The 22,805-nt window shown below is 72.7% G+C and carries 20 protein-coding genes; 13 read left to right on the forward strand and 7 right to left on the reverse strand.

The genetic code is table 11. From position 1 onward, the window contains the following. Nucleotides 1-143: 143 nt before the first annotated feature. Nucleotides 144-1,322, forward strand: a complete 1,179-nt coding sequence (sucC, locus tag ACGFRB_RS15325; protein WP_361225781.1) for an ADP-forming succinate--CoA ligase subunit beta — start codon at nucleotides 144-146, stop codon at nucleotides 1,320-1,322. 20 nt (nucleotides 1,323-1,342) lie between these two features. Next, nucleotides 1,343-2,227 (forward strand): succinate--CoA ligase subunit alpha, encoded by an 885-nt coding sequence (sucD, locus tag ACGFRB_RS15330; protein WP_361225784.1) that lies wholly within the window; start codon nucleotides 1,343-1,345, stop codon nucleotides 2,225-2,227. 164 nt (nucleotides 2,228-2,391) lie between these two features. Here sucD and ACGFRB_RS15335 read toward each other — a convergent pair whose 3' ends face one another. After that, complete coding sequence (locus tag ACGFRB_RS15335; RefSeq protein ID WP_393243281.1) at nucleotides 2,392-3,837, reverse strand: sigma factor-like helix-turn-helix DNA-binding protein; 1,446 nt, start codon at nucleotides 3,835-3,837, stop codon at nucleotides 2,392-2,394. A gap of 121 nt (nucleotides 3,838-3,958) precedes the next feature. Here ACGFRB_RS15335 and ACGFRB_RS15340 point away from each other — a divergent pair, with 121 nt between their 5' ends. Beyond that, nucleotides 3,959-5,614 carry a DUF6350 family protein gene (locus ACGFRB_RS15340; protein WP_393243283.1) on the forward strand — a complete coding sequence of 552 codons (1,656 nt, stop codon included), beginning with the start codon at nucleotides 3,959-3,961 and terminating at the stop codon, nucleotides 5,612-5,614. Between the two features lie 28 nt (nucleotides 5,615-5,642). Here the strand turns inward: ACGFRB_RS15340 and ACGFRB_RS15345 are convergent, their stop codons facing one another. Both ACGFRB_RS15345 and ACGFRB_RS15350 read right to left on the reverse strand, forming a co-directional pair. After that, nucleotides 5,643-6,212 (reverse strand): hypothetical protein, encoded by a 570-nt coding sequence (locus ACGFRB_RS15345; protein ID WP_393243285.1) that lies wholly within the window; start codon nucleotides 6,210-6,212, stop codon nucleotides 5,643-5,645. Between the two features lie 79 nt (nucleotides 6,213-6,291). Then, a complete protein-coding gene (locus ACGFRB_RS15350) occupies nucleotides 6,292-7,041 on the reverse strand; it encodes a hypothetical protein (protein WP_393243287.1) in 750 nt (249 codons plus the stop codon). A 320-nt stretch (nucleotides 7,042-7,361) separates the two neighbouring features. Between ACGFRB_RS15350 and purN the strand changes: the two genes are divergently transcribed. The 3 genes from purN (at nucleotide 7,362) to ACGFRB_RS15365 (ending at nucleotide 11,335) form a co-directional block, all read left to right on the forward strand. Then, entirely contained in the window at nucleotides 7,362-7,991 is a 630-nt protein-coding gene (gene purN / locus ACGFRB_RS15355) for a phosphoribosylglycinamide formyltransferase (RefSeq protein ID WP_393243289.1), read from the forward strand. Beyond that, the gene (purH, locus tag ACGFRB_RS15360; RefSeq protein WP_393243291.1) at nucleotides 7,966-9,531 is read left to right on the forward strand and encodes a bifunctional phosphoribosylaminoimidazolecarboxamide formyltransferase/IMP cyclohydrolase; all 1,566 of its coding nucleotides are present in this window, start codon (nucleotides 7,966-7,968) and stop codon (nucleotides 9,529-9,531) included. The genes purN and purH overlap by 26 nt, the downstream gene beginning before the upstream one ends. A 307-nt stretch (nucleotides 9,532-9,838) precedes the next feature. After that, nucleotides 9,839-11,335 carry a DUF2079 domain-containing protein gene (locus tag ACGFRB_RS15365; protein ID WP_393243652.1) on the forward strand — a complete coding sequence of 499 codons (1,497 nt, stop codon included), beginning with the start codon at nucleotides 9,839-9,841 and terminating at the stop codon, nucleotides 11,333-11,335. Nucleotides 11,336-11,528: 193 nt separating this feature from the next. Here ACGFRB_RS15365 and ACGFRB_RS15370 read toward each other — a convergent pair whose 3' ends face one another. Beyond that, nucleotides 11,529-12,266, reverse strand: a complete 738-nt coding sequence (locus tag ACGFRB_RS15370) for an RDD family protein (protein WP_393243293.1) — start codon at nucleotides 12,264-12,266, stop codon at nucleotides 11,529-11,531. 329 nt (nucleotides 12,267-12,595) lie between these two features. Here ACGFRB_RS15370 and ACGFRB_RS15375 point away from each other — a divergent pair, with 329 nt between their 5' ends. From ACGFRB_RS15375 to ACGFRB_RS15400, 6 genes are all read left to right on the forward strand, one after another. Continuing rightward, nucleotides 12,596-13,456 (forward strand): bifunctional methylenetetrahydrofolate dehydrogenase/methenyltetrahydrofolate cyclohydrolase, encoded by an 861-nt coding sequence (locus tag ACGFRB_RS15375; protein ID WP_393243295.1) that lies wholly within the window; start codon nucleotides 12,596-12,598, stop codon nucleotides 13,454-13,456. Between the two features lie 2 nt (nucleotides 13,457-13,458). Next, nucleotides 13,459-14,133, forward strand: coding sequence for a DUF3017 domain-containing protein (locus ACGFRB_RS15380; protein WP_363006719.1), 675 nt, complete (start codon nucleotides 13,459-13,461; stop codon nucleotides 14,131-14,133). Between the two features lie 466 nt (nucleotides 14,134-14,599). Next, the gene (locus ACGFRB_RS15385) at nucleotides 14,600-15,589 is read left to right on the forward strand and encodes a malate dehydrogenase (RefSeq protein ID WP_363006721.1); all 990 of its coding nucleotides are present in this window, start codon (nucleotides 14,600-14,602) and stop codon (nucleotides 15,587-15,589) included. 187 nt (nucleotides 15,590-15,776) lie between these two features. Then, entirely contained in the window at nucleotides 15,777-17,696 is a 1,920-nt protein-coding gene (locus ACGFRB_RS15390; protein ID WP_393243298.1) for a hypothetical protein, read from the forward strand. Next, nucleotides 17,689-18,066, forward strand: coding sequence for a hypothetical protein (locus ACGFRB_RS15395; protein ID WP_363006725.1), 378 nt, complete (start codon nucleotides 17,689-17,691; stop codon nucleotides 18,064-18,066). The genes ACGFRB_RS15390 and ACGFRB_RS15395 overlap by 8 nt, the downstream gene beginning before the upstream one ends. 1 nt (nucleotide 18,067) lies before the next feature. Next, complete coding sequence (locus ACGFRB_RS15400) at nucleotides 18,068-19,063, forward strand: hypothetical protein (protein WP_393243300.1); 996 nt, start codon at nucleotides 18,068-18,070, stop codon at nucleotides 19,061-19,063. Nucleotides 19,064-19,097: 34 nt separating this feature from the next. On the opposite strand, the gene ACGFRB_RS15405 is transcribed toward ACGFRB_RS15400, so the two are convergent. Further along, nucleotides 19,098-19,928: an isocitrate lyase/phosphoenolpyruvate mutase family protein gene (locus ACGFRB_RS15405; protein ID WP_393243302.1), complete on the reverse strand. Its 831-nt coding sequence runs from the start codon at nucleotides 19,926-19,928 to the stop codon at nucleotides 19,098-19,100. Further along, the gene (locus ACGFRB_RS15410; protein ID WP_393243304.1) at nucleotides 19,925-20,512 is read right to left on the reverse strand and encodes a carboxymuconolactone decarboxylase family protein; all 588 of its coding nucleotides are present in this window, start codon (nucleotides 20,510-20,512) and stop codon (nucleotides 19,925-19,927) included. The genes ACGFRB_RS15405 and ACGFRB_RS15410 overlap by 4 nt, the downstream gene beginning before the upstream one ends. A gap of 47 nt (nucleotides 20,513-20,559) precedes the next feature. On the opposite strand from ACGFRB_RS15410, the gene ACGFRB_RS15415 reads away from it, so the two are divergent. Next, nucleotides 20,560-22,020 (forward strand): PLP-dependent aminotransferase family protein, encoded by a 1,461-nt coding sequence (locus ACGFRB_RS15415; protein WP_393243306.1) that lies wholly within the window; start codon nucleotides 20,560-20,562, stop codon nucleotides 22,018-22,020. 127 nt (nucleotides 22,021-22,147) lie between these two features. Here the strand turns inward: ACGFRB_RS15415 and ACGFRB_RS15420 are convergent, their stop codons facing one another. Beyond that, a complete protein-coding gene (locus ACGFRB_RS15420; protein WP_363006735.1) occupies nucleotides 22,148-22,678 on the reverse strand; it encodes an EF-hand domain-containing protein in 531 nt (176 codons plus the stop codon). Nucleotides 22,679-22,805 lie beyond the last annotated feature (127 nt).

The following is a 22,805-nucleotide window of genomic DNA, read 5'->3' on the forward strand; positions in this document are numbered from 1 at the left end:
GGTCCTGCGGAGATAACCTGCGAGACGGACATGCCGCGTCCACGGTCACCGTGCACGCCTCCCTAGTGACAGCGCAGTCACGTTGCCCTCCGCGGCACGCCCACGCAGACAACGAACCGCGATCATCTAGAAAAGGGACGCGCGTGGACCTGTTCGAGTACCAGGCGAGGGACCTCTTCGCCAAGCACGGTGTACCGGTGCTGGCCGGTGAAGTCATCGACACGCCTGAGGCGGCGCGCGAGGCCACCGAGCGACTGGGCGGCAAGTCGGTCGTCAAGGCGCAGGTGAAGGTCGGTGGCCGCGGCAAGGCCGGCGGCGTCAAGCTGGCCGCCACCCCGGACGAGGCCGTCGCCCGCGCGACGGACATCCTGGGCATGGACATCAAGGGCCACACGGTCCACAAGGTGATGATCGCGGAGACCGCTCCGGAGATCCTCGAGGAGTACTACGTCTCGTACCTCCTCGACCGCACCAACCGCACCTTCCTCGCCATGGCCTCCGTCGCCGGTGGCATGGACATCGAGGAGGTCGCCGCGACGACCCCCGAGAAGCTCGCGAAGGTTCCGGTCGACGCCAACAAGGGTGTCGACATCGAGACCGCCCGCGCCATCGTCGCCCAGGCCAAGTTCCCGGCCGAGGTCGCCGAGAAGGTCGCCGAGGTCATGGTGACCCTGTGGAAGACCTTCGTCGCCGAGGACGCGCTCCTCGTCGAGGTCAACCCGCTGGCGAAGGTCGCCTCCGGCGACGTCATCGCGCTCGACGGCAAGGTCTCCCTGGACGACAACGCGGACTTCCGCCACGCCGACCACGAGGCTCTGGCCGACAAGGCCGCCGCCAACCCGCTCGAGGCCGCCGCCAAGGAGAAGGGCCTCAACTACGTCAAGCTCGACGGCGAGGTCGGCATCATCGGCAACGGCGCGGGCCTGGTCATGTCGACCCTGGACGTCGTCGCGTACGCCGGTGAGAACCACAGCGGCGTGAAGCCGGCCAACTTCCTCGACATCGGTGGCGGCGCCTCCGCCGAGGTCATGGCGAACGGCCTGGAGATCATCCTGGGCGACCCGGACGTCAAGTCCGTGTTCGTCAACGTCTTCGGTGGCATCACCGCTTGTGACGAGGTCGCCAACGGCATCGTCCAGGCCCTCCAGCTCCTCGCCGACAAGGGCGAAGAGGTCACCAAGCCGCTGGTCGTGCGCCTCGACGGCAACAACGCGGAGCTGGGTCGCAAGATCCTGTCCGACGCCAACCACCCGCTCGTGCAGCGTGTGGACACCATGGACGGCGCGGCCGACAAGGCCGCCGAGCTCGCGGCTGCGAAGTAAGGGACGAGGACTAAACAGCCATGGCTATCTTCCTCAACAAGGACAGCAAGGTCATCGTCCAGGGCATGACCGGTGCCACGGGCATGAAGCACACCAAGCTCATGCTGGGTGACGGCACGAACATCGTCGGTGGCGTGAACCCGCGCAAGGCCGGCACGTCCGTCGACTTCGACGGCACCGAGATCCCGGTCTTCGGCACCGTCGCCGAGGCGATGGAGAAGACGGGCGCCAACGTCTCCGTCCTCTTCGTCCCGCCGGCCTTCTCCAAGGCCGCCGTGGTCGAGGCCATCGACGCCGAGATCCCGCTCGCCGTGGTCATCACCGAGGGCATCGCCGTCCACGACTCCGCCGCGTTCTACGCGTACGCCGTGGAGAAGGGCAACAAGACCCGCATCATCGGCCCGAACTGCCCCGGTCTCATCACCCCGGGCCAGTCCAACGCCGGCATCATCCCGGGCGACATCACGAAGCCGGGCCGCATCGGCCTGGTCTCGAAGTCCGGCACGCTGACGTACCAGATGATGTACGAGCTGCGTGACCTCGGCTTCTCCTCCTGCGTCGGCATCGGTGGCGACCCGGTCATCGGCACCACCCACATCGACGCCCTGGCGGCCTTCGAGGCCGACCCGGACACCGACCTGATCGTCATGATCGGTGAGATCGGCGGCGACGCCGAGGAGCGTGCGGCCGACTTCATCAAGGCCAACGTCACCAAGCCGGTCGTCGGTTACGTCGCGGGCTTCACCGCCCCCGAGGGCAAGACCATGGGCCACGCCGGCGCCATCGTCTCCGGCTCCTCCGGCACCGCCGCCGCGAAGCAGGAGGCCCTTGAGGCCGCCGGCGTCAAGGTCGGCAAGACCCCGACCGAGACCGCCAAGCTGGCGCGCGAGATCCTCGCCGGCTGACACGGCGGGCGTATCGCTTGACGCGAGTGGGCCCCGCCCCCTCCCGGGAAACCGGGCGGGGGCGGGGCCCTTTCGTCTACTTGTCCGTTCATGCGCTCGTGTGACGGTACGGCTGTACGGCGGCGCGCCCACCCGCCTCCTCGGTGCGGCCTGCTCCGCGCGGCCTATTCGGCCCGGGGGATCAGCCGTTCGGGGCCCGGGTACGGGGCGTGGCGCAGCTTGTCGCGGAGCTGCTTGTCCTCGGGGCGCAGCTTCGGCGGGCCGCCGAGGGCCGGGACGCCGCCGACGGCCTCGCCCGGCGCGATCGCCGGGATGTAGTGGTCCGGGGCGGTCGCGGCGGTGAAAGCGGTGACGGCGATCAGCGACGCGGTCACCCCGAACACCAGCCGGGTCGTCCGCCGCGCCCCCCGCTCGCTGAGGCCGCGCACGGAGCGCGCGGCGGGCAGCCCGGCGGCCGGTGTGCCCGGGGTTTCCGTCGCCTCGGGAGCTTCGGGGGTTCCGTCCGGTCCTGTTCCGGCTCCCTCGCCCGTTGCCGTTGCCGTTGCCGTTCCTGTTCCTGCCACCGATTCCGGATCCGGTTCCGTTTCCTTGTCCGGTCCCTTGTCCGAGGCGCCCTTCGGAGGCTCGTCCGGCGGTGCCGGTACGTCCGGCGCCGCCGGGACGTCCGCGACCAGGGCGGCGAGCCACTGGTGCAGGGCCTCGGGGTCGGCGAGCCCGGGGATCCGCCGGCCGATGACGGCACGGGCGTGCAGCAGCCGGTTCCCGGCGGCGGGGGTGCTCGCCTCGGTCTCGGCGGCCGTGTCCGGCAGGTCCAGGCCGAGGCCGTCGTAGAGCAGGAGGGTGCGGCGGTACGAGGGCGGCAGCGCCTGGAGCGCCGCGAGGAGCTCGCGCAGGGCGGGATCGGCGGGCGGGGTGTCGGGGCGCCGGTGGCGGAGCCGGAAGCGGTGCCAGGGCGACAGAGCGTGGTCGTGGGCCGCCGCGCGGACCCAGCCCACCGGGTCGGGGTCGCGGGCGACCTCGGGCCAGTACCGCCAGGCGTGCCGGAAGGCGTGCGCGACGGCCTCGCGGGCGAGCCGGCGGCGCGCGGTGAGGAGGTACGTCTGGTGGAGGAGCCCCGGGGAAGCGTGCGCGTAGAGCGCGTCGAAGGCATCCTGCGGGGTCGGGCCGGACGGCGCCTGGGCCGCTGCGGGGACGGGTTCTCCCAGGGTGCCGGTCGCCCGTGCCGATCCCGATCCCGATCCTGATCCTGATCCCGATCCCGATCCCGATCCGGACTCCGGTTCTGATTCCGGCTCAGGCTTCGGTTCCGCTCCCGCTTCCGTTTCCGGTTTCAGTCGCTCCTTCGGGGCCTTCACGGCTGCGGAGTTCGCCTCCGAGGGCTCCGTAACCGTGGGCACGGCCGGTTCCTCGTACACGCCGAGCAGCCGCGCGTACGCCTCCCGCCGCTGCCGCCCCTTGGGGGATGCCCGGCCGGCCTCCCAGGCCCTGACGGTGGCCCGGGTGACGCCGAGGGCCCGGGCGACCTGCTCCTCGCTCAGCGCCAGCGCTTCGCGGAGCCGGCGCCGCTCCTTGGGGGAGGGGAGCACGACGGGCGGCGGGGTCGGGTTCATCGGCTCTACCTTCCGCGGGTGCGGCCCTGGGAAGAAAAGTACATAAGCGTATTTTGGGCGACACCCCATCCATTCGCCTGTTACGCGGGCAAAACAGCGTGTCGCTGGCAGCATGATCAGCGTGACCCACCTGACCGCCCCGCGCCCGTCTCCCGTTCCGCCCCCGGCGCCCGACGTCCCGGTCCAGGGCCGCAGGTCCCCCGCCCTGGCGACCGCGTTCGTGCGCGGCGCGGTCGCGGCCGGACTCGGCGTCGGCGCGCTCGCCGTCCTCGTGACCGTCGTCTGGATCTCGTCCCCGTACCCCGACGGCGGGGCCGACAGCGCCTTGCAGACCGCCGCCGGACTGTGGCTGCTGGCGCACGGCGCCGACCTGATCCGTACCGGCACGGTCTCCGGCGTACCCGCGCCGCTCGGTGTCACCCCGATGCTGCTCTGCGTCCTGCCGCTGTGGCTCGCGCACCGGGCCGCCCGGGACACCCTGGACCCCGCCGACACCCGGCCCGTGCCCTCGCCGGCCGGCGCCGTCTGCGCCGTCACCGGGGGATATCTGCTGGTCGCGGCGGTGGTCGTGATCTACACGGAGGCCGGAGCGTTCCCCGCCGACCTCGCGAGCGCGGGCTGCTGGACCCCCGTCACGGTCTTCGCCGCCGCCTGCGCGGGCGCCTGGACGGCGCACGGCCGTCCGCTGCCCGGGCAGGGCGCCCCGGTCGCCGCCGTACGCGCCGCCGGGTACGCTCTCGCCGCCCTGCTCGGTGCGGGCGCCCTGCTCGTCGTGGGGTCGCTGCTGTGGCATGTGGGGGACGTCCAGGTGTCCCTCGGCGGTCTCGCGGGGGAGTGGTCGGGCCGGCTGACCGTCACCCTGCTCGCGCTCACGCTGCTGCCGAACGCCGTGGTGTGGGGCGTGGCCTACGGCCTCGGCCCCGGGTTCGCCCTCGGCACCGGGGCGCTCGTCGGCCCCCTCGGTCCGCTCGGGCACACCGCCGCCCCGGCCGCGCCGGACTTCCCGCTGCTCGCCGCGGTGCCCGGCCCCGGGCCGGCCGGCTGGCCGCAGTGGGCCACCGCCGCCGTCCCGGTGTGCGCCGCCCTCGTCCTCGGCCACCGGGTGGGCCGGTCCGCGCACGACTGGCCGGCCCGCCGGACGGCCCTCACCGCCCTCGGCGCGGCCGGAGCCGTAGGGCTGACCGTCACTCTGCTCACGGCGTTCGCGGGCGGCCCGCTCGGCTCGGGCAGGCTCGCCGCCTTCGGCCCGGTGTGGTGGCAGACCGGGCCGGCGGCCCTGGCGTGGTGCGCGCTGCTCGGGGTGCCGGCGGCGCTGGTGGTACGGGCCTGGGGCCGCTGGTCCACCCGCCGCGCGGCGCGACGGGAGTCGGAGCTTTTGGCGCCCGCGCAGGCCGCGGCGCAGGCCGTCGTACCGGCCGCCGACGCGGCGGCGGCGGAAACGGAGGCGGAGACGGAGGGGCGTGGCGTACGGGGCTGGGTGGCGGTACGGCTGGGGCAGGTCCGGCGTCGCGGCGCGAAGCGTGCGGGGGACACGACCGCGCCCCCGCACGGTTCCGGCCCCGCCCATGGATCCGGACCCGCCCATGGATCCGGAACCGCACCAGCGCCGGAAGCGTCTGCCGATTCGCCCGGGGCCGCCAAGACCGCCGGTGCCGGGGCCTCGGCGGGCGCTCTGGCCCGGCTCGACGCGCTGGAGTCCCTGGACGCCGACGCGGACGAGGACGGCTACGGCGTCCTGCCCGCCGCCTGGGAGCCCGAGCCCCCGAAGCCGCTCTGAGAACGTCCGGGTCCGCCTGCCGCAGGCCCTACCAGTGGTGCCAGACCTCCGCTGGGGCGATGTCCCAGGAGGTTCCCGCGATCTCCCCCGTGCGGTAGAAAAGGGCCCAGCTCGCCACGGAGTCGCCGGCGCGCTGAGCACCCAGTTCGATCTCGAAGGTCTCGACGTACAGGTCGCCTCCCGGGCTGGACCGAAGCCCCGTGTCGTGCTCGGTCGCGTACGACTCCATGTCCTGAAGCAGCTCCGACGGAACACGGCCGATCAGGCGGATGCCCTCATTGGTGACCTGGGGGCCGCAGAGCCCGTCGACCAGGACGCAGGTCAGACCGGCTCCTTCGATGAAGTAGCACTTCACCGCCGGGCGGGTCAGGCGGGGGCTCGGGCTCGGCCCGCGGAACTCGACGCGCCGCTGAGCGCGGCCCGTCGAGTGCCAGGGCCCCAGGGCGTGCTGCTCCGCGGTGAAGCCGTGCTCCGCCATGACGGCGACGGCGTCGGCCAGGTCCATGCCGAAGTCCAGAGGTCCGATCTTCCGCTGCGGGGTGTATCCCCACTGGTTCCGCTCGGTGTCCTGGACGATCGCCCAGTGGTCAGTGATCACGGCCCATGATCACTGACGCTGGCTCCGTGGCGTGGTCCGGCCTGAGGCGCGAAGAGCGGGGCAAGGGGACCCGCGCCCGCTACTCACGCACCCCGAAGGTGTCCTGCAGCGGCTTCGGCAGCAGGTCGTTGCAGGCCAGGCGGCTCTGCTGGGTCAGGGCGTCGTCCCGGCACTGGTAGAAGTCGCGGTAGGCGATGTGCACCGCGAAGCTGCTCGCGACGATCATCAGCGCCACCGACGAGGCCACCAGACCGCTGATCGCCGCCGCCTGCTTCGAGCGGGTGGCCGCGCCCATCGCGGCGGTCTGCGCCGGCGACAGCGGGCCCTCCGGCGTCTTCGGGCGGGTGCGCAGCGCGCTGATCGCCCAGTAGGCGCCGAGCGCGCCGAGCAGCAGGGCGACCTCCTGGAAGAAGAACGAGAAGAAGAACGCCCACATGCCGGAGAGCACCGCGTAGCGGGCCCGCCGCTGCGCCGGGTCCGTCGGGTCCCAGCGGAGTCCGGGACCCTGGCCGCCCTCCGTGCCCCCGGAGCCGCCCCCCGGACCGCCCGGTCCGCCGCCCGGGCCACCGGGGCCGCTCTGCCGCTCGGGCCGGCGGCCGAAGGCGTCCGAGGACCGGCCGGGCTGAGCGCTGCTCCAGCCCGGACCGGCCGGCGTACCGCCCCCGGCTCCCCCGGACGCCGTCCCGGATCCCCCGGACTCGCCGGTCTCCGCGGAACCCTCGGCACCCTCGGCGCCCGAAGGGACTCGGGGCTGCCACGGCTGGTCCGGCCGGCCCGTGGGCGGCGGAGCGAACGGGTTGCTGTCGTTCCTGGACTGGCGATCCGGCATCTGCTGGACGTCTTCCCTCTGTCGTCTGTCGGCTGTCGTACGCGCGCTCGCGCCGACCCGCATGTCGTGCCCGCACGGGCGCGAGAACGCTGTCGTACCCGGCCGCGGCCCTCGCGCCGAACCCTTGTGCTGCCCCGCCGCGGCCGGGCCTGGCGGCCCTTCGGACCCTGACGCTACCTCCCGGTCATCCCCCCGTCCCGTGGGGGCCGTCCCGAGTGCCGGTATCGTTGCCCGCGGTCGCGCTCTTCGTAGGGTTCCCCGTATCGCGGGATGCGATTCATTCGTACGACCGTACAAACACCATGGAAAGAGTGACCTCAGTGGCTGCCGCTCGCCTCGTCGTCCTGGTCTCCGGCTCCGGCACGAACCTCCAGGCCCTGCTCGACGCGATCGCCGCCGACCCCGAGGGCTACGGCGCCCGGATCGTCGCGGTCGGCGCCGACCGCGACGGCATCGCCGGTCTGGAACGGGCCGAGCGGGCCGGGATCCCCACCTTCGTCTGCCGGGTCAAGGACTTCGGCACCCGCGAGGCGTGGGACCGGGCGCTCACCGAGGCCACCGCCGGATACGAGCCGGACCTGGTCGTCTCGGCCGGCTTCATGAAGATCGTCGGCAAGGAGTTCCTGGCCCGCTTCGGCGGCCGGGTCGTCAATACCCACCCGGCACTCCTGCCCAGTTTTCCCGGTGCCCACGGCGTGCGCGACGCACTCGCCTACGGGGCCAAGGTCACCGGATGCACCGTCCACTTCGTCGACGACGGCGTCGACACCGGCCCGATCATCGCCCAGGGCGTGGTCGAGGTCCGGGACGAGGACGATGAGGCCGCGCTCCACGAGCGCATCAAGGACGTCGAGCGCTCGCTGCTCGTCGAGGTCGTGGGGCGTCTCGCCCGCCACGGCTACAGCATTGAGGGACGAAAGGTTCATGTCGGTGAACACGGACACCGTTAAGCCCATCCGCCGCGCGCTCGTCAGCGTCTACGACAAGACGGGGCTCGAAGAGCTGGCGCGCGGTCTGCACGAGGCCGGGGTCGAGCTGGTCTCCACCGGCTCCACCGCGTCGAGGATCGCGGCGGCCGGCGTCCCGGTCACCAAGGTCGAGGAACTCACCGGGTTCCCCGAGTGCCTCGACGGCCGCGTGAAGACGCTCCACCCGCGCGTCCACGCCGGCATCCTCGCCGACCTGCGTCTGGAGTCGCACCGCGCGCAGCTCGCCGAGCTGGGCGTCGAGCCCTTCGACCTGGTCGTCGTGAACCTCTACCCGTTCCGCGAGACCGTCGCCTCCGGCGCCACCCCGGACGAGTGCGTCGAGCAGATCGACATCGGCGGCCCGTCGATGGTGCGCGCCGCGGCGAAGAACCACCCGTCCGTGGCCATCGTCACCAGCCCGGAGCGGTACGCCGACGTGCTCGCCGCCGCCGAGGCCGGCGGCTTCGACCTGACCGCCCGCAAGCGGCTCGCGGCCGAGGCGTTCCAGCACACCGCCGCGTACGACGTCGCCGTGGCGAGCTGGTTCGCCGCCGACTACGCCGCCGACGGCGACAGTGGCTTCCCCGACTTCCTCGGCGCCACCTACAGTCGCAAGAACGTGCTGCGCTACGGCGAGAACCCGCACCAGGGCGCCGCGCTCTACGTCGACGGCACCGGCGGTCTCGCGGAGGCCGAGCAGCTGCACGGCAAGGAGATGTCGTACAACAACTACACGGACACCGACGCCGCGCGCCGGGCCGCGTACGACCACACCGAGCCGTGCGTCGCGATCATCAAGCACGCCAACCCGTGCGGCATCGCGATCGGCGCCGACGTCGCCGAGGCCCACCGCAAGGCGCACGCCTGCGACCCGCTGTCCGCGTTCGGCGGCGTCATCGCCGTCAACCGCCCGGTCTCGGTCGCGATGGCCGAGCAGGTCGCGGAGATCTTCACCGAGGTCATCGTCGCCCCCGGCTACGAGGACGGCGCCGTCGAGGTCCTGGCCAAGAAGAAGAACATCCGCGTCCTGCGCGCCGAGGGCGCTCCGGCGAACCCGGTCGAGGTCAAGCCCGTCGACGGCGGCGCCCTCCTCCAGGTCACCGACCGCCTCCAGGCCGACGGCGACGACCCGGCCCACTGGACCCTCGCCACCGGCGACGCCCTGTCCGAGACCGAGCTGGCCGAGCTGGCGTTCGCCTGGAAGGCCTGCCGCGCGGTCAAGTCCAACGCGATCCTGCTCGCCAAGAACGGCGCCTCCGTCGGCGTCGGCATGGGCCAGGTCAACCGCGTCGACTCGGCCAAGCTGGCCGTCGAGCGGGCGGGCGAGGAGCGGGCCCGGGGCGCGTACGCGGCCTCGGACGCGTTCTTCCCGTTCCCGGACGGCCTGGAGATCCTGACCGCCGCGGGCGTGAAGGCGGTCGTCCAGCCGGGCGGGTCGGTGCGCGACGAGCTGGTGGTCGAGGCGGCGAAGAAGGCGGGCGTGACGATGTACTTCACGGGAACGCGGCACTTTTTCCACTGACGATTCCTTCCGCTGACGGACGGTGATCGGCGGCCCCAGGGCCGCCGGTCACCCGCCGGTCACCCGCCGACGCCTGGCAGGGCGGGCGGCCGGGGCTCGCGTGCCCCGCGCCGCCGGGTTCATGCCGTCGGCCCCACGGGGGTGGGCCGGCGGTACGGCGGGCGGCGGTACGGCTGACGGCGCGTGGCGGCACGGCGGTGTGCCGGTGGCGGCCGGCGTCGAACGGTGCCCCGTGCAAAGGACGGTGAGTGATGCCCGGCGAACCCATGCCGTCGACGATTCCGCCGGTCGGGTGACCTCTGTTCTAATGGGTTGCTCTTTTCGTCGGCGGCTGGTTCCTGGGGGCGCGGTGTTGGATGTGCAGAACGGTTCCGCGGCGGAACCCTCCGCTCCCGAGACCGATGGGGACAGCGGACCGTCCCGGGTACTCGCGCCCGCGCCGCGTCTTCCGTACGCGCTGATAGCCGGCGTTCTCGGCGGCCTTTACTTCCTCTACTCCTGGGTGCAGTACGCGCGTTTTCGTACGCCGTCCTGGGATCTCGGGATCTTCGAGCAGTCCGTTCGGGCATATGCCGAACTGCGGGCCCCGATCGTCGACATCAAGGGACCCGGATTTCTCATACTCGGGGACCACTTCAGTCCGGTGACCGCGCTGCTGGCGCCGGCGTACTGGGTGTGGTCCTCTCCGCTCGTCCTTCTTCTCGCGCAGGCCGCGCTCTTCGCCGCCTCCGCCGCGATCGTCGGCCGCACCGCCCAGCAGGTGCTCGGCAGCCGGGCCGCCGGGATCGCGCTCACCGTCGCGTACGGGCTGTCCTGGGGGCTCCAGGAAGCCGTCAAGTCCGACTTCCACGAGATCGCCTTCGCCGTCCCGCTGCTCGCCCTCACCTGCCGGGCCCTGCTCCTCGGCCGCTGGAACGCCGCCGTGCCGTGGGCCGCGCCGCTCGTCCTCGTCAAGGAGGACATGGGACTGACCGTCGCCATGGTCGGCGCGGTCCTCTTCCTCAAGGGACAAAAGCGCCTCGGCGGCATGCTCGCCGCGTTCGGCGTCACCTTCTTCGCGCTGACGGTGCTGGTCCTCATCCCGGCCGCGAGCCAGGCCGGCCAGTACGACTACTGGGCGAAGATCGACAAGACCGGCGAGGGCGCGGACCTGTCGCCGCTCGACTCCCTCCTCGGCGCGTTCGGCCACGGCGAGAAGTGGGAGATGCTCTTCTTCCTCGCCGGCGTCACCGGCTTCCTGTGCCTGCGTTCCCCGCTCGCGCTGCTCGTGCTGCCGACGCTCGGCTGGCGCTTCCTCTCCCAGGACCCCAACCACTGGGGCATGCTCTGGCACTACAGCGCCCTGCTCATGCCCGTGGTCTTCCTCGCCCTGGTCGACGCGATCCGCTCGGTGCGCACCTCGCCGCGTCCGTGGCTGGTGGCGTACGGGAGGGTCGCGGTCCCCGTCGTCACGGCGGTCGCGCTGGTGCACACCCTGGACATGCCGCTGCGCGAACTGCTGCGCGCCGACACGTACCGGACGGACGCCCGCACCCTCGACGCGCGGCGCGCGGTCGCGGCGGTGCCGGAGGGCGCGAGCGTGGAGACGAACGTGACGCTCATGGCCCATCTGACCCGGGACCACACCGTCTACTGGGTCGGCGGCGCGCCGAACGTCAGCCCCGACTACCTCGCCCTCGACCTGGCCTCCGGCTGGTCCCAGCCGGTGAGCGACCCGGTGGGCCTGGCCGGGCAGCTGCATCCGGGGGCGCGGTACGCGGTGTCGGCGCAGGCGGGGCAGTTCGTGGTGATGAAGCGGCAGTGAGGACGAGCCGGCGGCGGTGACGACGATCCGGCGGTGGTGAGGACGATCGGGCGGCGGTGAGGGCGTCGGGCCGGGCCGCCCCCAGGTGTACGGTCCGGTCGGCGCCTCCGTACAACGGCCGAGGGCCGCCCGGCGGTGTACGCCGGGCGGCCCTCGCCCTCGGAACGCTCCGCGCGAAGCGGAACGTTACTTCTTACTTCTTGATGACGACCGTGCCGGCGGCGCGGTCGTGCCAGCCCTGGGTCTTGCCCGTGCTGTCGAAGAACGGCGACAGGTAGACGAGGAGCTCGCCGATACCGCAGACGATCGCGCCGACCATGGGGATGATCCAGCGGATGAAGCCGCCGCCGAGGCCCGGCTTGCCGCCCGTGGTCTCCTTGACGACACGCAGGCCGAGCGCCATCTTGCCCAGCGTGGCGCCGACGAACGCGATCATCAGCCACTCGTAGAGCATGGTGGCGATGAAGAGCAGGAAGATCACGCCGAAGAAGGCGGCGACGATGCCGCCCGCGGCGGCGGTCTGGTCGTTGAGGCAGGACTGGTAGGCGGCGGAGCCGTAGGTCTCGCCCGAGCAGTCGTCGATGGTCGAGCCGGCGCCCACGACACCGGCCAGGCCGATGGCCGCGAGGATGTAGTAGACGACGCCGATGGCGATGCCGTCGATCAGGCGCGCGCCGAGGCGCCGTCCCATCGAGGCGACCTGGACGGTGCCGAGACCGTGCAGGGATATGTAGCCGTTGTTCGCCTGGACCGTGCCGGGGGCCTGCGGGTAGCCGTAACCGGGCTGCTGGCCGGGCTGCTGCGGGTAGCCGTAACCCGGCTGACCCGGCTGCTGACCGGGCTGCTGCGGGTAGCCGTAGCCGGGCTGCTGGCCGGGCTGACCGCCCTGAGGCTGCTGGCCGTAGGGGTTGTTCGGGTCGCCGAAGCTCATCGAGTCTCTTCCTCCGTTACGTACTGCGGGGACGACGCGGTCCGAGCACGGAGGAATATGCGCCACGTGTTTCACGCAAAATGAGTGGTTTTGCCCCCCGGCACTGCCCGCGGCACTGCGCGGATCATCGTCCTCACAGTGGCGACTTTTTGTCCAGTCGATACGCGCCGGTACGCACCGGAGTTGTATAAGTGCAACCTAAAGGTTTCCCGAACGGATCCGGGCGGGTCTTGGCGCGGATCCCGGGCGGATCTTTGGGCGGATCCCGGGAAGGCACCGTTTCCGGACCGAATTGGAATCCGGCGGGGGTCATCCGGGAGGATGGCGGCATGAGCGCCCAGATTCTCGACGGCAAGGCCACCGCAGCCGCGATCAAGTCCGATCTGACCGCCCGAGTGGCGACCCTCAAGGAGCGGGGCGTGACGCCCGGCCTCGGCACGATCCTGGTCGGCGACGACCCGGGCAGTCGTAAGTACGTGGCCGGAAAGCACCGTGACTGCGCCGAGGTCGGCATCGCCTCGATCCAGCGGGAACTGCTGGCCACCGCCACGCAGGACGAGATCGAGTCCGTTGTACGGGAACTCAACGAGGACCCGACCTGCACCGGTTACATCGTGCAGCTTCCGCTGCCCAAGGGCATCGACGAGAACCGCGTCCTGGAGCTCATGGACCCGGCCAAGGACGCCGACGGTCTGCACCCGACCAACCTCGGCCGGCTCGTCCTCGGCGAGCCCGCCCCGCTGCCGTGCACCCCGAACGGCATCATCACGCTGCTGCGCCGCCACGGTGTGGAGATCGCCGGCGCGGAGGTCGTGGTCGTCGGCCGCGGTGTCACCATCGGGCGCCCGATGCCGCTGCTGCTGACCCGCCGTTCCGAGAACGCCACCGTGACCCAGTGCCACACCGGCACCCGGGACCTGTCGGCGCACCTGCGGCGCGCGGACATCGTCGTCGCGGCGGCCGGGGTGCCGCACCTGATCAAGCCGGAGGACGTGAAGCCGGGCGCGGCCGTGCTCGACGTCGGCGTCTCGCGCAACGACGAGGGCAAGATCGTCGGCGATGTGCACCCGGGCGTCGCCGAGGTCGCCGGCTGGCTTTCCCCGAACCCGGGCGGTGTCGGTCCGATGACCCGCGCCCAGCTCCTGGTCAACGTCGTCGAGGCCGCGGAGCGCGCGGCCGGGATCCGCTGACCGTGTCCGCCGCCGACGGCCGGGCCGCCGTGCCCGGACAGTCCGAAGGTCAGCGGGCCGATCTCGACGCGACCGCTTCGGAGACGGTCGTGGAGACGGCTGCGGAGTCGACCTCGGAGGCGGATGCGGAGCCGGGGACGGAGGCGGCTTCGGACGCGCCGGCCGCGCCGGGCGCTTCCGCCGTCCCGGCCGCCCCGGTCGGCCAGGCCGACGCGAGCGACTCGGGCGAGGGCGATACGGACAAGGGTGAGGGCGAGGGTGAGAGCGACGCCGGCACACCGCGCCGCCACCCCCGTGCGACGCTCACCACCGGCACCGTCCCGCCCGAGGGCGGCGGTCGCGCGGCCCCCGGCGGCGCGCCCGCGCCCGCCCGGCAGTGGCCGCTGCTCACCGTGCTCGGGATGGCCGCGCTCGGCCTGCTCGTCGTCGGGACCGACCTGTTCCCGCAGGCGTTCCGGGTCGGCGGGCTGCTCATCGGGGCCGCGCTCCTGACGGGTGCGGTGCTCCGGCGGAGTCTGCCGTCGGTCGGGATGCTCGCGGTGCGCTCGCGGTTCACCGACATGATCACGTACGGCGTGATGGGCGCCATGATCGTCCTCCTGACGCTGATGGCGCAGCCCCAGCCCTGGCTGCGGATCCCGTTCCTGGAGGACGTCCTCCATCTGACGGTGACCTGACGGCCTGGCGGCGGCCTGACGCCGTCGGCCCCGACCGTACGAATACGCGCGCGACACGAAGACATGCGCGACACGAAGGCTCACGCGGCGCCCGTCCTCTCCCCCGTGGGAGGACGGGCGCCGTCGTGCTCCAGGGTCATGTACGTGCCAATGGGCGTTCAAGATCCGGCGGGCCGTTGTGGCACGGAGGTGACGGAGGTGACCATTCCGCTACGTGGCGTCAGAATCGCGGCGCGGGAAAGCGGGGGAGGGGTACGGGACGGGTCCGGGAGCGGTGCGGCCGGGTGCATCCGGGGTGGCAGTGAGCCGTGACACAAGGGGTTGGGGGTGCGGAAGGTTCCGGGTCCGATAGCCTGATCGCCGGATATCTCTTCACGTCGAGACATCGATCGATCACAGATCACGAGGAGACATCCAGCATCAGGGGCAGGGAAACCCCACCGCCAGCTGTCTTACGGAGATCGCCATGACCCGCACTCCCGTGAATGTCACCGTGACCGGCGCGGCCGGCCAGATCGGCTACGCGCTGCTGTTCCGCATCGCCTCCGGCCACCTGCTCGGCGCGGACGTGCCGGTCAAGCTGCGCCTCCTCGAGATCCCGCAGGGCGTCAAGGCCGCCGAGGGCACCGCCATGGAGCTCGACGACTGCGCCTTCCCGCTGCTCAAGGGCATCGACATCTTCGACGACCCGAACAAGGGCTTCGAGGGCGCCAACGTCGCGCTGCTCGTCGGCGCCCGCCCGCGTACCAAGGGCATGGAGCGCGGCGACCTGCTCGCCGCCAACGGCGGCATCTTCAAGCCGCAGGGCAAGGCCATCAACGACAACGCCGCGGACGACATCAAGGTCCTCGTCGTCGGCAACCCGGCCAACACCAACGCCCTGATCGCCCAGGCCGCCGCCCCGGACGTGCCGGCCGAGCGCTTCACCGCGATGACCCGCCTGGACCACAACCGCGCGCTGACGCAGCTGGCCCAGAAGACCGGCTCCTCCGTCGAGGACATCAAGCGCCTCACCATCTGGGGCAACCACTCCGCGACGCAGTACCCGGACATCTTCCACGCGGAGATCGCCGGCAAGAACGCCGCCGAGGCCGTGAACGACCAGGCCTGGCTCGCCGACACCTTCATCCCGACCGTCGCCAAGCGCGGCGCCGCGATCATCGAGGCCCGTGGCGCGTCCTCCGCCGCCTCCGCCGCCAACGCCGCCATCGACCACGTCCACACGTGGGTCAACGGCACCGCCGCCGGCGACTGGACCTCCATGGGTATCCCGTCGGACGGCTCCTACGGCGTCCCGGAGGGCCTGATCTCCTCCTTCCCGGTCGTCTGCAAGGACGGCTCCTACGAGATCGTCCAGGGTCTGGACATCAACGAGTTCTCCCGCGCCCGCATCGACGCCTCCGTCCAGGAGCTGTCGGAGGAGCGCGACGCGGTCCGCGAGCTCGGCCTCATCTGAGCCTGAGTCCGAACCCGAGTCGCGCTTCCCGCGACGCGTCTTCGCGCACGGCGCCCCCGGCCACTGGGCCGGGGGCGCCGTGCGTTCTATGCTGTCCCCCCGCACAGCCGACGCATCGTCGACTCGGCCAACTCGGCGCGCCATACGGGTAGTTCACTTGTTCGGGGGAACATTGGCACAGCCGCCCTTGCCTCAGCAGTCAGGACCACCGCCCGAGCCGCCACCGGCCGCGTCCACGCCCGCCACACCCACACCGGCCGCGTCCACGCCCGCCGCACCCACACCGGCCTCGCCGCCATCCGCCGCGCCCGCGCCCGTCGTACCCGCGCGGGGCGCGCCGCCCCCGGGTGCGCCACCTCCCGGCGTCCCGTCCGACGACCTCCCGCGCGCGGATCCCGCCGCCAGCGAGGCCACCCGGCTGCTGTGCGCCGGCACGTATCTCGACGAGGGCTTCCGCGACGCCGTCATCGACGAGCTGTACGTCCACGAGGAGCGCGTCGCCGCGCCCTCCCTCGGCTTCGACGCCGCCCGCGTCCTCGCCCACGCCCTGCGCGCTCGCCGGATCGAACTCGGCTGGTCCGCCGCGATCCTCGCGGTCTGGGTCGTCTCCTACGCCGTCACCGGCGGTCTCGTCCTGCTCCTCGTCGTCCCCGTCCTGCTGCTGGCCCTCGCGCGCAAGGTCCACGGCAAGGCCGTCCCGGCGCCGCTGCAACGCACCATCCCCGCCTTCCTGCTGCGGCTGTACGCGATCCTGCTCTACGCCACCGCCGTCCTCGTGTACCTGGGGCTCGCCTTCGGTGTGGCGGGCCACGCGGTGGAGTTCCTCGGGAATGTGCTGCAGGCCCTCATGAGCCCCCTGGCCGCCTTCGAGGGCGTGGCCCCCGCCGCCGTGACGAGCCCGCTCTACGTGCTGTACTACGCCGGGGTGTTCCAGGCCCTGTGCTCCTTCGCCGTCCTGCCGCTGGTCGCGGCGGCGGCCGCGTTCCAGCGGGGGCAGGTCGCCCGCGCGCTCGCCGGAGAGCTGTCCCGGACCCGCTTCCCCGATCTGCGCGGCGACCCCGCCGAGCACGCGCTGGGATTCCGCTTCCGCCGGCTGCGGGACCGGATCAGGACCGAACAGCACTCCCGGCTGGTTCTCTACCGCTCCGAAAACCCGTTCTGCGGCGCCGGAACGCCCTATGAGACCTGGTCGCTCTCCGTCGAGCTGCGCCCTCGCGAGGATCTCGACGGCCGTGCGCCGGAACGCCTCGACAACACCGCGATCATGCGGCACATCGTTCCGCTTCTGGAGGCGCTGCGGGTACCGTCGCTGCACGGCGACGTGGTCCGCGACCGGCTGCGCGAGCTGGAGATCGACGAGGTCGTCTTCCTGCCGGTGGACGGGCTGCCGAGCCGCGCGGCCGCGCCGTACACCCCCGAGGGGTTCGAGCGGCACCGCGCCGGGGCGATCGAGGAGGGCGGCGAGACCCGCCGTCACTTCCTGCGGATCAGGGTCGGCGGCTGGGGCGAGGAGATCGTCACCACCGTCTTCGTCCGCGTCCACACCCAGGGCGGCATGCTGATGCTGGAGGTGGCCCCGCACGTACTGCGCCCGGTCGCCTCCCTCTACCGGAACGCCGACCGGATCGCCCACCGCCACCGCAACAACCACCAGGGCGGCAAGGCGGTCTGGGCCATCGGGCAGACCTCGCAGTTCACCGGGCAGGCCCTGGTCACCGTCTGGCGGGCGCTGAAGAACCTGGGCACGCTCGGCGTGGGCGGATACGCGCGGGCCCTGCCCGAGGGGCCGCTCCGCTCCCTGCGGGAAATGGCATCCGACCCGGCCGCGTCCCTGTTCCAGGAGATGGACGTCAGCCGGTACTTGAAGAGCATCCAGGACCGGGTGGCGAACGGCGTGACCGTCGCCCTACGTCAAGCCGGTTACGAGACAGCCGAGTTCGAGCAGAAGATCGTACAGGTCGGCGAGGGTGGCGTGTTCATCGAAGGAACGAAGGGGAACGTCACCATCGGCGACCACAATACGGTCGGCAACACGACCGCCGGCCCCACGAAGCCGGCGGCGAAGACGAAGACCAGGACCAAGGGCCCCGGAGGCGACCGTGGTTGAGCGCGACACACCCGCTGCGGGACGCATCGAGATCAGAGGGGTCACCGGCAACGTCACCGTCGGCGACCACAATCACGTCGAATACACCGTGCGCGGCCCCGGGGCCGAGCGCGACCCGGGACAGGAGGAACTGCTCGCGGCGATCCGGGAGTTGCGTGCCGACCTGGGCCGACTCGCCGACCCGGGGCGGATGGCCGCGCTCGACGGCGAACTCGCCGGTGCCGAGGGCGAGATCGAGGAATCGGGCGCCGCGGGCCCGGGCCGGCTGACCCGGCTGCGCCAGGCGCTCGCCGACGCAGGCGCGCTGACCGCCCTGTTCGCCTCGGCGGCGGCCGTGGGCCAGTCCGTCACCGCACTGCTCGGAGGCTGAGATGGTGCAGCGCGGAGGAGGGACGGCCGGGTCGGGCGCCTGGTGGAACGACGAGTCGCAGAGCTGGGAGACGGGCTCGGCCGCACCCGGCACCGGCTCCGGCACCGGCACCGGTTTCGGCTCCGGCGCCGGCTCCGGACCGCTGCCGGAGCTGCCGCCCGTCGCCGGCTTCGTCCCCCGGCCCCTGCCCGGTACCGGGCAGGGCGCGGCGGAGGGGGGCGGTCCGGTGGTTCCGCTTCCGCCGCTGCCGGCGTTCCCGCCCGCGTACCCCCCGATGGACCCGGCGCCGGGGGTCGTGGGTCCGGGCGGTGCCACCGGTCCCTCGCGCCATGTACTCGTCACCGCTGTCGCGGCGGCCGTGCTGGTCGCGGGCGGGCTCGGCGGATGGCTGCTGTGGGGGAGGGGCGGCGGAGACGGCGGCGGTACGGCGCAGGGGCCGGCCGCCGGGGCGGGCACGAGCACCTCGGTGTCCGACGCGCCGTCTGCTTCCGCTTCCGATTCCCCGTCCGGCCCGTCCGACCCGGCCGCGGACCCCGCTTCCCCGTCGTCCTCGCCTGTCGAGGACGTCCCGCCGAGTGGCTTCACGATGGTCGAGGACGAGTCGGGCTTCCGCCTCGCCGTCCCCGATGGCTGGACCCGGACCGCCACCGGAGGGAGCGTTTTCTACGTCGCCCCCGGCGGCTCCTCCCTGATCCAGATCTACGACACCGGCGAGTCCGGACTGACCCCGTACGAGGCTCTGCGAAAGACTTCGCAGAGCCTCTCGGTCAACACCCACTACGAGGAGATCAGCCTGGAGAAGAAGGGCGGTGGGGACACGGCCGAGCTGGTGTACGCGTACGACCGGGACGAGGGCCGCCGCCAGGTCGTCGCCCGCGCCTTCGTGACCGACAGCGGCAAGCCCCGCGTCATGCTCGCCGCGGGACCGAAGAGTGAGTGGCCCAGACAGCAGGAGACCCTCATCACGGCCCTCACGTACTACCGGCCCACTCCCTGACCCCGGCCTCCGCCACGCCCCCCGGGGCGCTCCGCTACTCCGCGTCCGTTCCCGCGTCCGTTCCCGCGTCCGCTGCCAGCTCCCGGGCCAGCTCCCCGAGGCCGGCCAGGGCGCGGTGCAGCAGGATCGGGCCGAAGGTGATCCGGGTCGCGCCCAGCCGCCCCAGCTCGGCGAACGACGGACCGCCGGGCACCGCCAGGGCGTTGAGCGGCCCCTCGACCCCCGCCGCGCGCAGCCGGGGCAGATCGCCGGCCGGGGCCTTGATCGGGTAGACGCAGTCCGCGCCCGCCGCCGTGTACAGCCGCGCGCGGGCGGCGGCGTCGGCGACGGTGCCGCCGTGGAGGTACGTGTCCACGCGCGCGTTGATCACGAGGGCCGGGCCGGCCGCCTCCCGTACCGCCGCGAGCCAGTCGGCCTGCTCGTGCGGATCGCGCAGCACCCGCCCGGGGGCGGTGTCCTCCAGGTTCACCCCGACCGCGCCGGTGTGCAGGACCCGTTCGACCAGCTCCTTCGCCGGCAGGCCGTACCCGGCCTCGACATCGGCCGTGACCGGTACGGACACGGCGCGGGCGATCCGCGCCACCGCCGCGAACATCTCGGCCGCGGGCGTCTGCCCGTCCTCGTGGCCCAGCGACGCCGCGACCCCCGCGCTCGGCGTCGCCAGGGCCGGGAAGCCGGCCTCCTCGAAGACGCGCGCCGAGGCCGCGTCCCACGGTCCCGGGAGGACCAGTGGGCGGTCGGCGGGCCGTCCATGGTGCAGGGCCCGGAGCGCCGCCGCCCCGGCCGCGTTGTCCGTACCGCCGGCGCTGTCTGCGCTGCCTGTGCTGTTCGGGCTGCTTGTGCTGGTCGGGCTGTTCGGGCTCATCGCTTGGCCCCGCCGGGGTGGTAGTGGCCCGGCACCATACGGGACGTCACGGCGATCCGGTTCCACGCGTTGATGGCGGTGATCGCGCCGATGACATGCGCCAGTTCGGTGTCGTCGAAGTGCCGGGCGGCCTCCTCGTACACCGCGTCGGGCACGAATCCGTCGGTGAGGACGGTGACGGCCTCGGTCAGCGCAAGGGCGGCCAGCTCGCGTTCGGTGTAGAAGTGCCGCGACTCGCGCCAGGCGGACAGCTGGATGAGTCGCTCCACGCTCTGGCCGGCCGCCAGCGCGTCCTTGGAGTGCTTGTCCACGCAGAAGGCGCAGTGGTTGATCTGCGAGGCGCGCAGTTTGATCAGGTCGTACAGGACGGGGTCGACATGCTCGGAGGCGGCCGCCTCCAGGCTCCGCATGGCCTGGTAGAAGCCGGGGTGCAGCTTGATGAACGCGAGCCGGGCCGGCTCCTCCGGTGCGTACCCGGCCTGTTCGGCCCCCTGGGATCCCTGGGCCTCCTGGGTTTCCTGGACTCCCTGGGCTCCCGGGACTTCGTCGGCCCCGTGGGAGGAGTGTGGTGCGGTGGTCGTCATGCCGACCACCGTAGGGCGCGGAAGGCACCCCGGTATGGTCCATTTCCATGGCAAACGAGTGGGCCACTTTCGGCGCCGACCTCCATCTGGATCTCACCGGGCGCGGCCGGCGCAAGGCGCTCATGGACGCGCTCCGGGAGGCGGTGCGCAGTGGCCGGCTGACGGCCGGCACCCGGCTGCCGTCCTCGCGTTCCCTCGCCGCCGACCTGGGCATGGCCCGCAACACCGTCGCCGACGCCTACGCCGAACTCACCGCCGAGGGCTGGCTCACCGCCCGGCAGGGCTCCGGGACCCGGGTGGCCCCGCGCTCCGAGCCGCGCCCGGGTCCGCGTCCCGACCCGCGCCCCGACCCGCGTCCCGACCCGCACCCCCGGGCCGCCGGTCATCCCCGCCCGCGGCCGCCCCTGCGGCCCGCGCCCGGCACTCCCCTCTACGACCTCCAGGCCGGCCGGCCCGACGTCGCCTCGTTTCCGCGCGCCGACTGGCTCAAGGCCGCCCGTAAGGCGCTCACCGCCGCACCCAACGACGCCTTCGGGTACGGCGATCCGCGCGGCCGGATCGAACTGCGCACCGCGCTCGCCGAGTACCTGGCCCGGGCCCGGGGCGTGCACGCGGACCCGGACCGGATCGTCGTCTGCTCGGGTTTCGTGCACGGACTCCAGCTGGTCGGGCGGGTGTTGCGGGATCGCGGGGTACGGGCGGTGGGCGTCGAGTCGTTCGGTCTGCGCGCCCACCGGGACCTGCTCGCCCGCCAGGATCTGCGCACCCCGGCTCTAGGGCTCGACGAAAAGGGCACCCGCACCGAGGAGTTGGGGTCGATGGACGGGGTCGGTGCGGTCCTGATGACCCCGGCGCACCAGTTCCCGCTCGGCGGTGCGCTCGCCCCGGCCCGGCGGGCGGCGGCCGTCGACTGGGCGCGGGCCGAGGGCGGGCTGATCCTGGAGGACGACTACGACGGGGAGTTCCGGTACGACCGCCAGGCCGTCGGAGCCCTCCAGGGGCTCGACCCCGAGCGGGTCGTCTACTTCGGCACCGCCAGCAAGTCCCTCGCGCCGGGCCTGCGGCTCGCCTGGATGATGCTCCCCGGCGATCTGGCCGGCGAAGTGGCGGCGGCGAAGGGGGAGGTCGACTGGGTGTCCGCCGCGACCGATCAGCTCACGTTCGCGGAGTTTCTCGCCTCGGGCGCGTACGACCGCCATGTCCGGGCCATGCGGCTGCGCTACCGGCGCCGCCGCGACCAACTGGTCGCGGCGGTCGCCGCGCACGCGCCCGCCCTCCGCGTGAGCGGCATCGCGGCCGGGCTCCACGTCGTCCTCGAACTCCCGCCGGGCACCGAGGAGTCCACTCTGCGCGCCGCCGCCGACCAGGGTCTCGCCCTGCTCGGCGTCGACCGCTTCCGGCACCCGGACGCGGCCCCGCTGCCCGACGGCATCGTCGTCGGCTACGGCACCCCGCCGGACAGTGCCTGGTCGGGCGCGCTGGAGACGCTGTGCCGGGTGTTGCCGTGAGGGCGGGGGTGGGCGAGGGCGGGGACGGGCGGAGGCGGGTGCCGGACAGCATGCGGCTTCGCCCGGAGCGGGCCTCATGCCGGCCCTCCCGTGCGGTGGTGGCCGGCCCTCCCGTGCGGTGGCCGGGTCAGACCGGCAGGGAAACCAGGTGGTCGCCGGGGATCCCGGCCAGGCCGGGCGTGTAGTAGTCGCGGATGCCGTCGGCCCAAGCGGTCACCGTGATCCGGTCGGCGGCATCCGGTCCGAACGCGTCGAACAACGCATGGATGTTCGGTACATCGAAGCCCCATGCGGTCAGCAGGTCGAGGAAGCGGGTCCGCTCGATCAGACCGTCGCCGTCGGGGTCGCCGAGCGTGGCGAGCGCGTGGGCGAAGAGATCCGCGGTCGGCGCGAAGCGCTCGGGGTCGAGCACGGACGCCTCGAACTCCCGCGGGCTGATCAGGCCGTCGCCGTCGGCGTCCAGCGCTCCCGCCAGCACATCCCACCACTGGCGCAAGCTGTCGGCGAACCTCTCCCTGTCCTTGTGCGCCGAGTCCGCGGCGACGGCCAGCACCCGGTCGGTGAGCAGGTCGAAGTCCTGGGGATCGAGGACTCCGTTCCCGTTGGCGTCGAACAGCTTGAAGATCAGCGCGGCACGTCGAACGGCTTCGTCTCGCACGGTCTGTCTCCTTCAAGGGCTACCCGGACCAGGGCGGTCCCGGCCGGATTCGTCATTCTTGTGGCCGCCCGGCCGGCCGCCGGGGGAAGTGGCGTCATGTCACTCTGGCGAGTGATGCGTGGGATGA

The organism is Streptomyces sp. NPDC048718 (assembly GCF_043198875.1).
Classification (GTDB): Bacteria; Actinomycetota; Actinomycetes; order Streptomycetales; family Streptomycetaceae; genus Streptomyces.

Coding starts and splice junctions, on each gene's coding strand:
- ACGFRB_RS15350 (WP_393243287.1), bottom strand. CDS start 7,041: ATGCCGGATCGCCAGTCCAGGAACGACAGCAACCCGTTCGCTCCGCCG.
- purH (WP_393243291.1), top strand. CDS start 7,966: ATGTCGGTGAACACGGACACCGTTAAGCCCATCCGCCGCGCGCTCGTC.
- ACGFRB_RS15385 (WP_363006721.1), top strand. CDS start 14,600: ATGACCCGCACTCCCGTGAATGTCACCGTGACCGGCGCGGCCGGCCAG.
- ACGFRB_RS15410 (WP_393243304.1), bottom strand. CDS start 20,512: ATGACGACCACCGCACCACACTCCTCCCACGGGGCCGACGAAGTCCCG.
- ACGFRB_RS15405 (WP_393243302.1), bottom strand. CDS start 19,928: ATGAGCCCGAACAGCCCGACCAGCACAAGCAGCCCGAACAGCACAGGC.
- ACGFRB_RS15375 (WP_393243295.1), top strand. CDS start 12,596: ATGAGCGCCCAGATTCTCGACGGCAAGGCCACCGCAGCCGCGATCAAG.
- ACGFRB_RS15335 (WP_393243281.1), bottom strand. CDS start 3,837: ATGAACCCGACCCCGCCGCCCGTCGTGCTCCCCTCCCCCAAGGAGCGG.
- ACGFRB_RS15400 (WP_393243300.1), top strand. CDS start 18,068: ATGGTGCAGCGCGGAGGAGGGACGGCCGGGTCGGGCGCCTGGTGGAAC.
- ACGFRB_RS15415 (WP_393243306.1), top strand. CDS start 20,560: ATGGCAAACGAGTGGGCCACTTTCGGCGCCGACCTCCATCTGGATCTC.
- sucD (WP_361225784.1), top strand. CDS start 1,343: ATGGCTATCTTCCTCAACAAGGACAGCAAGGTCATCGTCCAGGGCATG.
- ACGFRB_RS15370 (WP_393243293.1), bottom strand. CDS start 12,266: ATGAGCTTCGGCGACCCGAACAACCCCTACGGCCAGCAGCCTCAGGGC.
- ACGFRB_RS15365 (WP_393243652.1), top strand. CDS start 9,839: ATGGGTTGCTCTTTTCGTCGGCGGCTGGTTCCTGGGGGCGCGGTGTTG.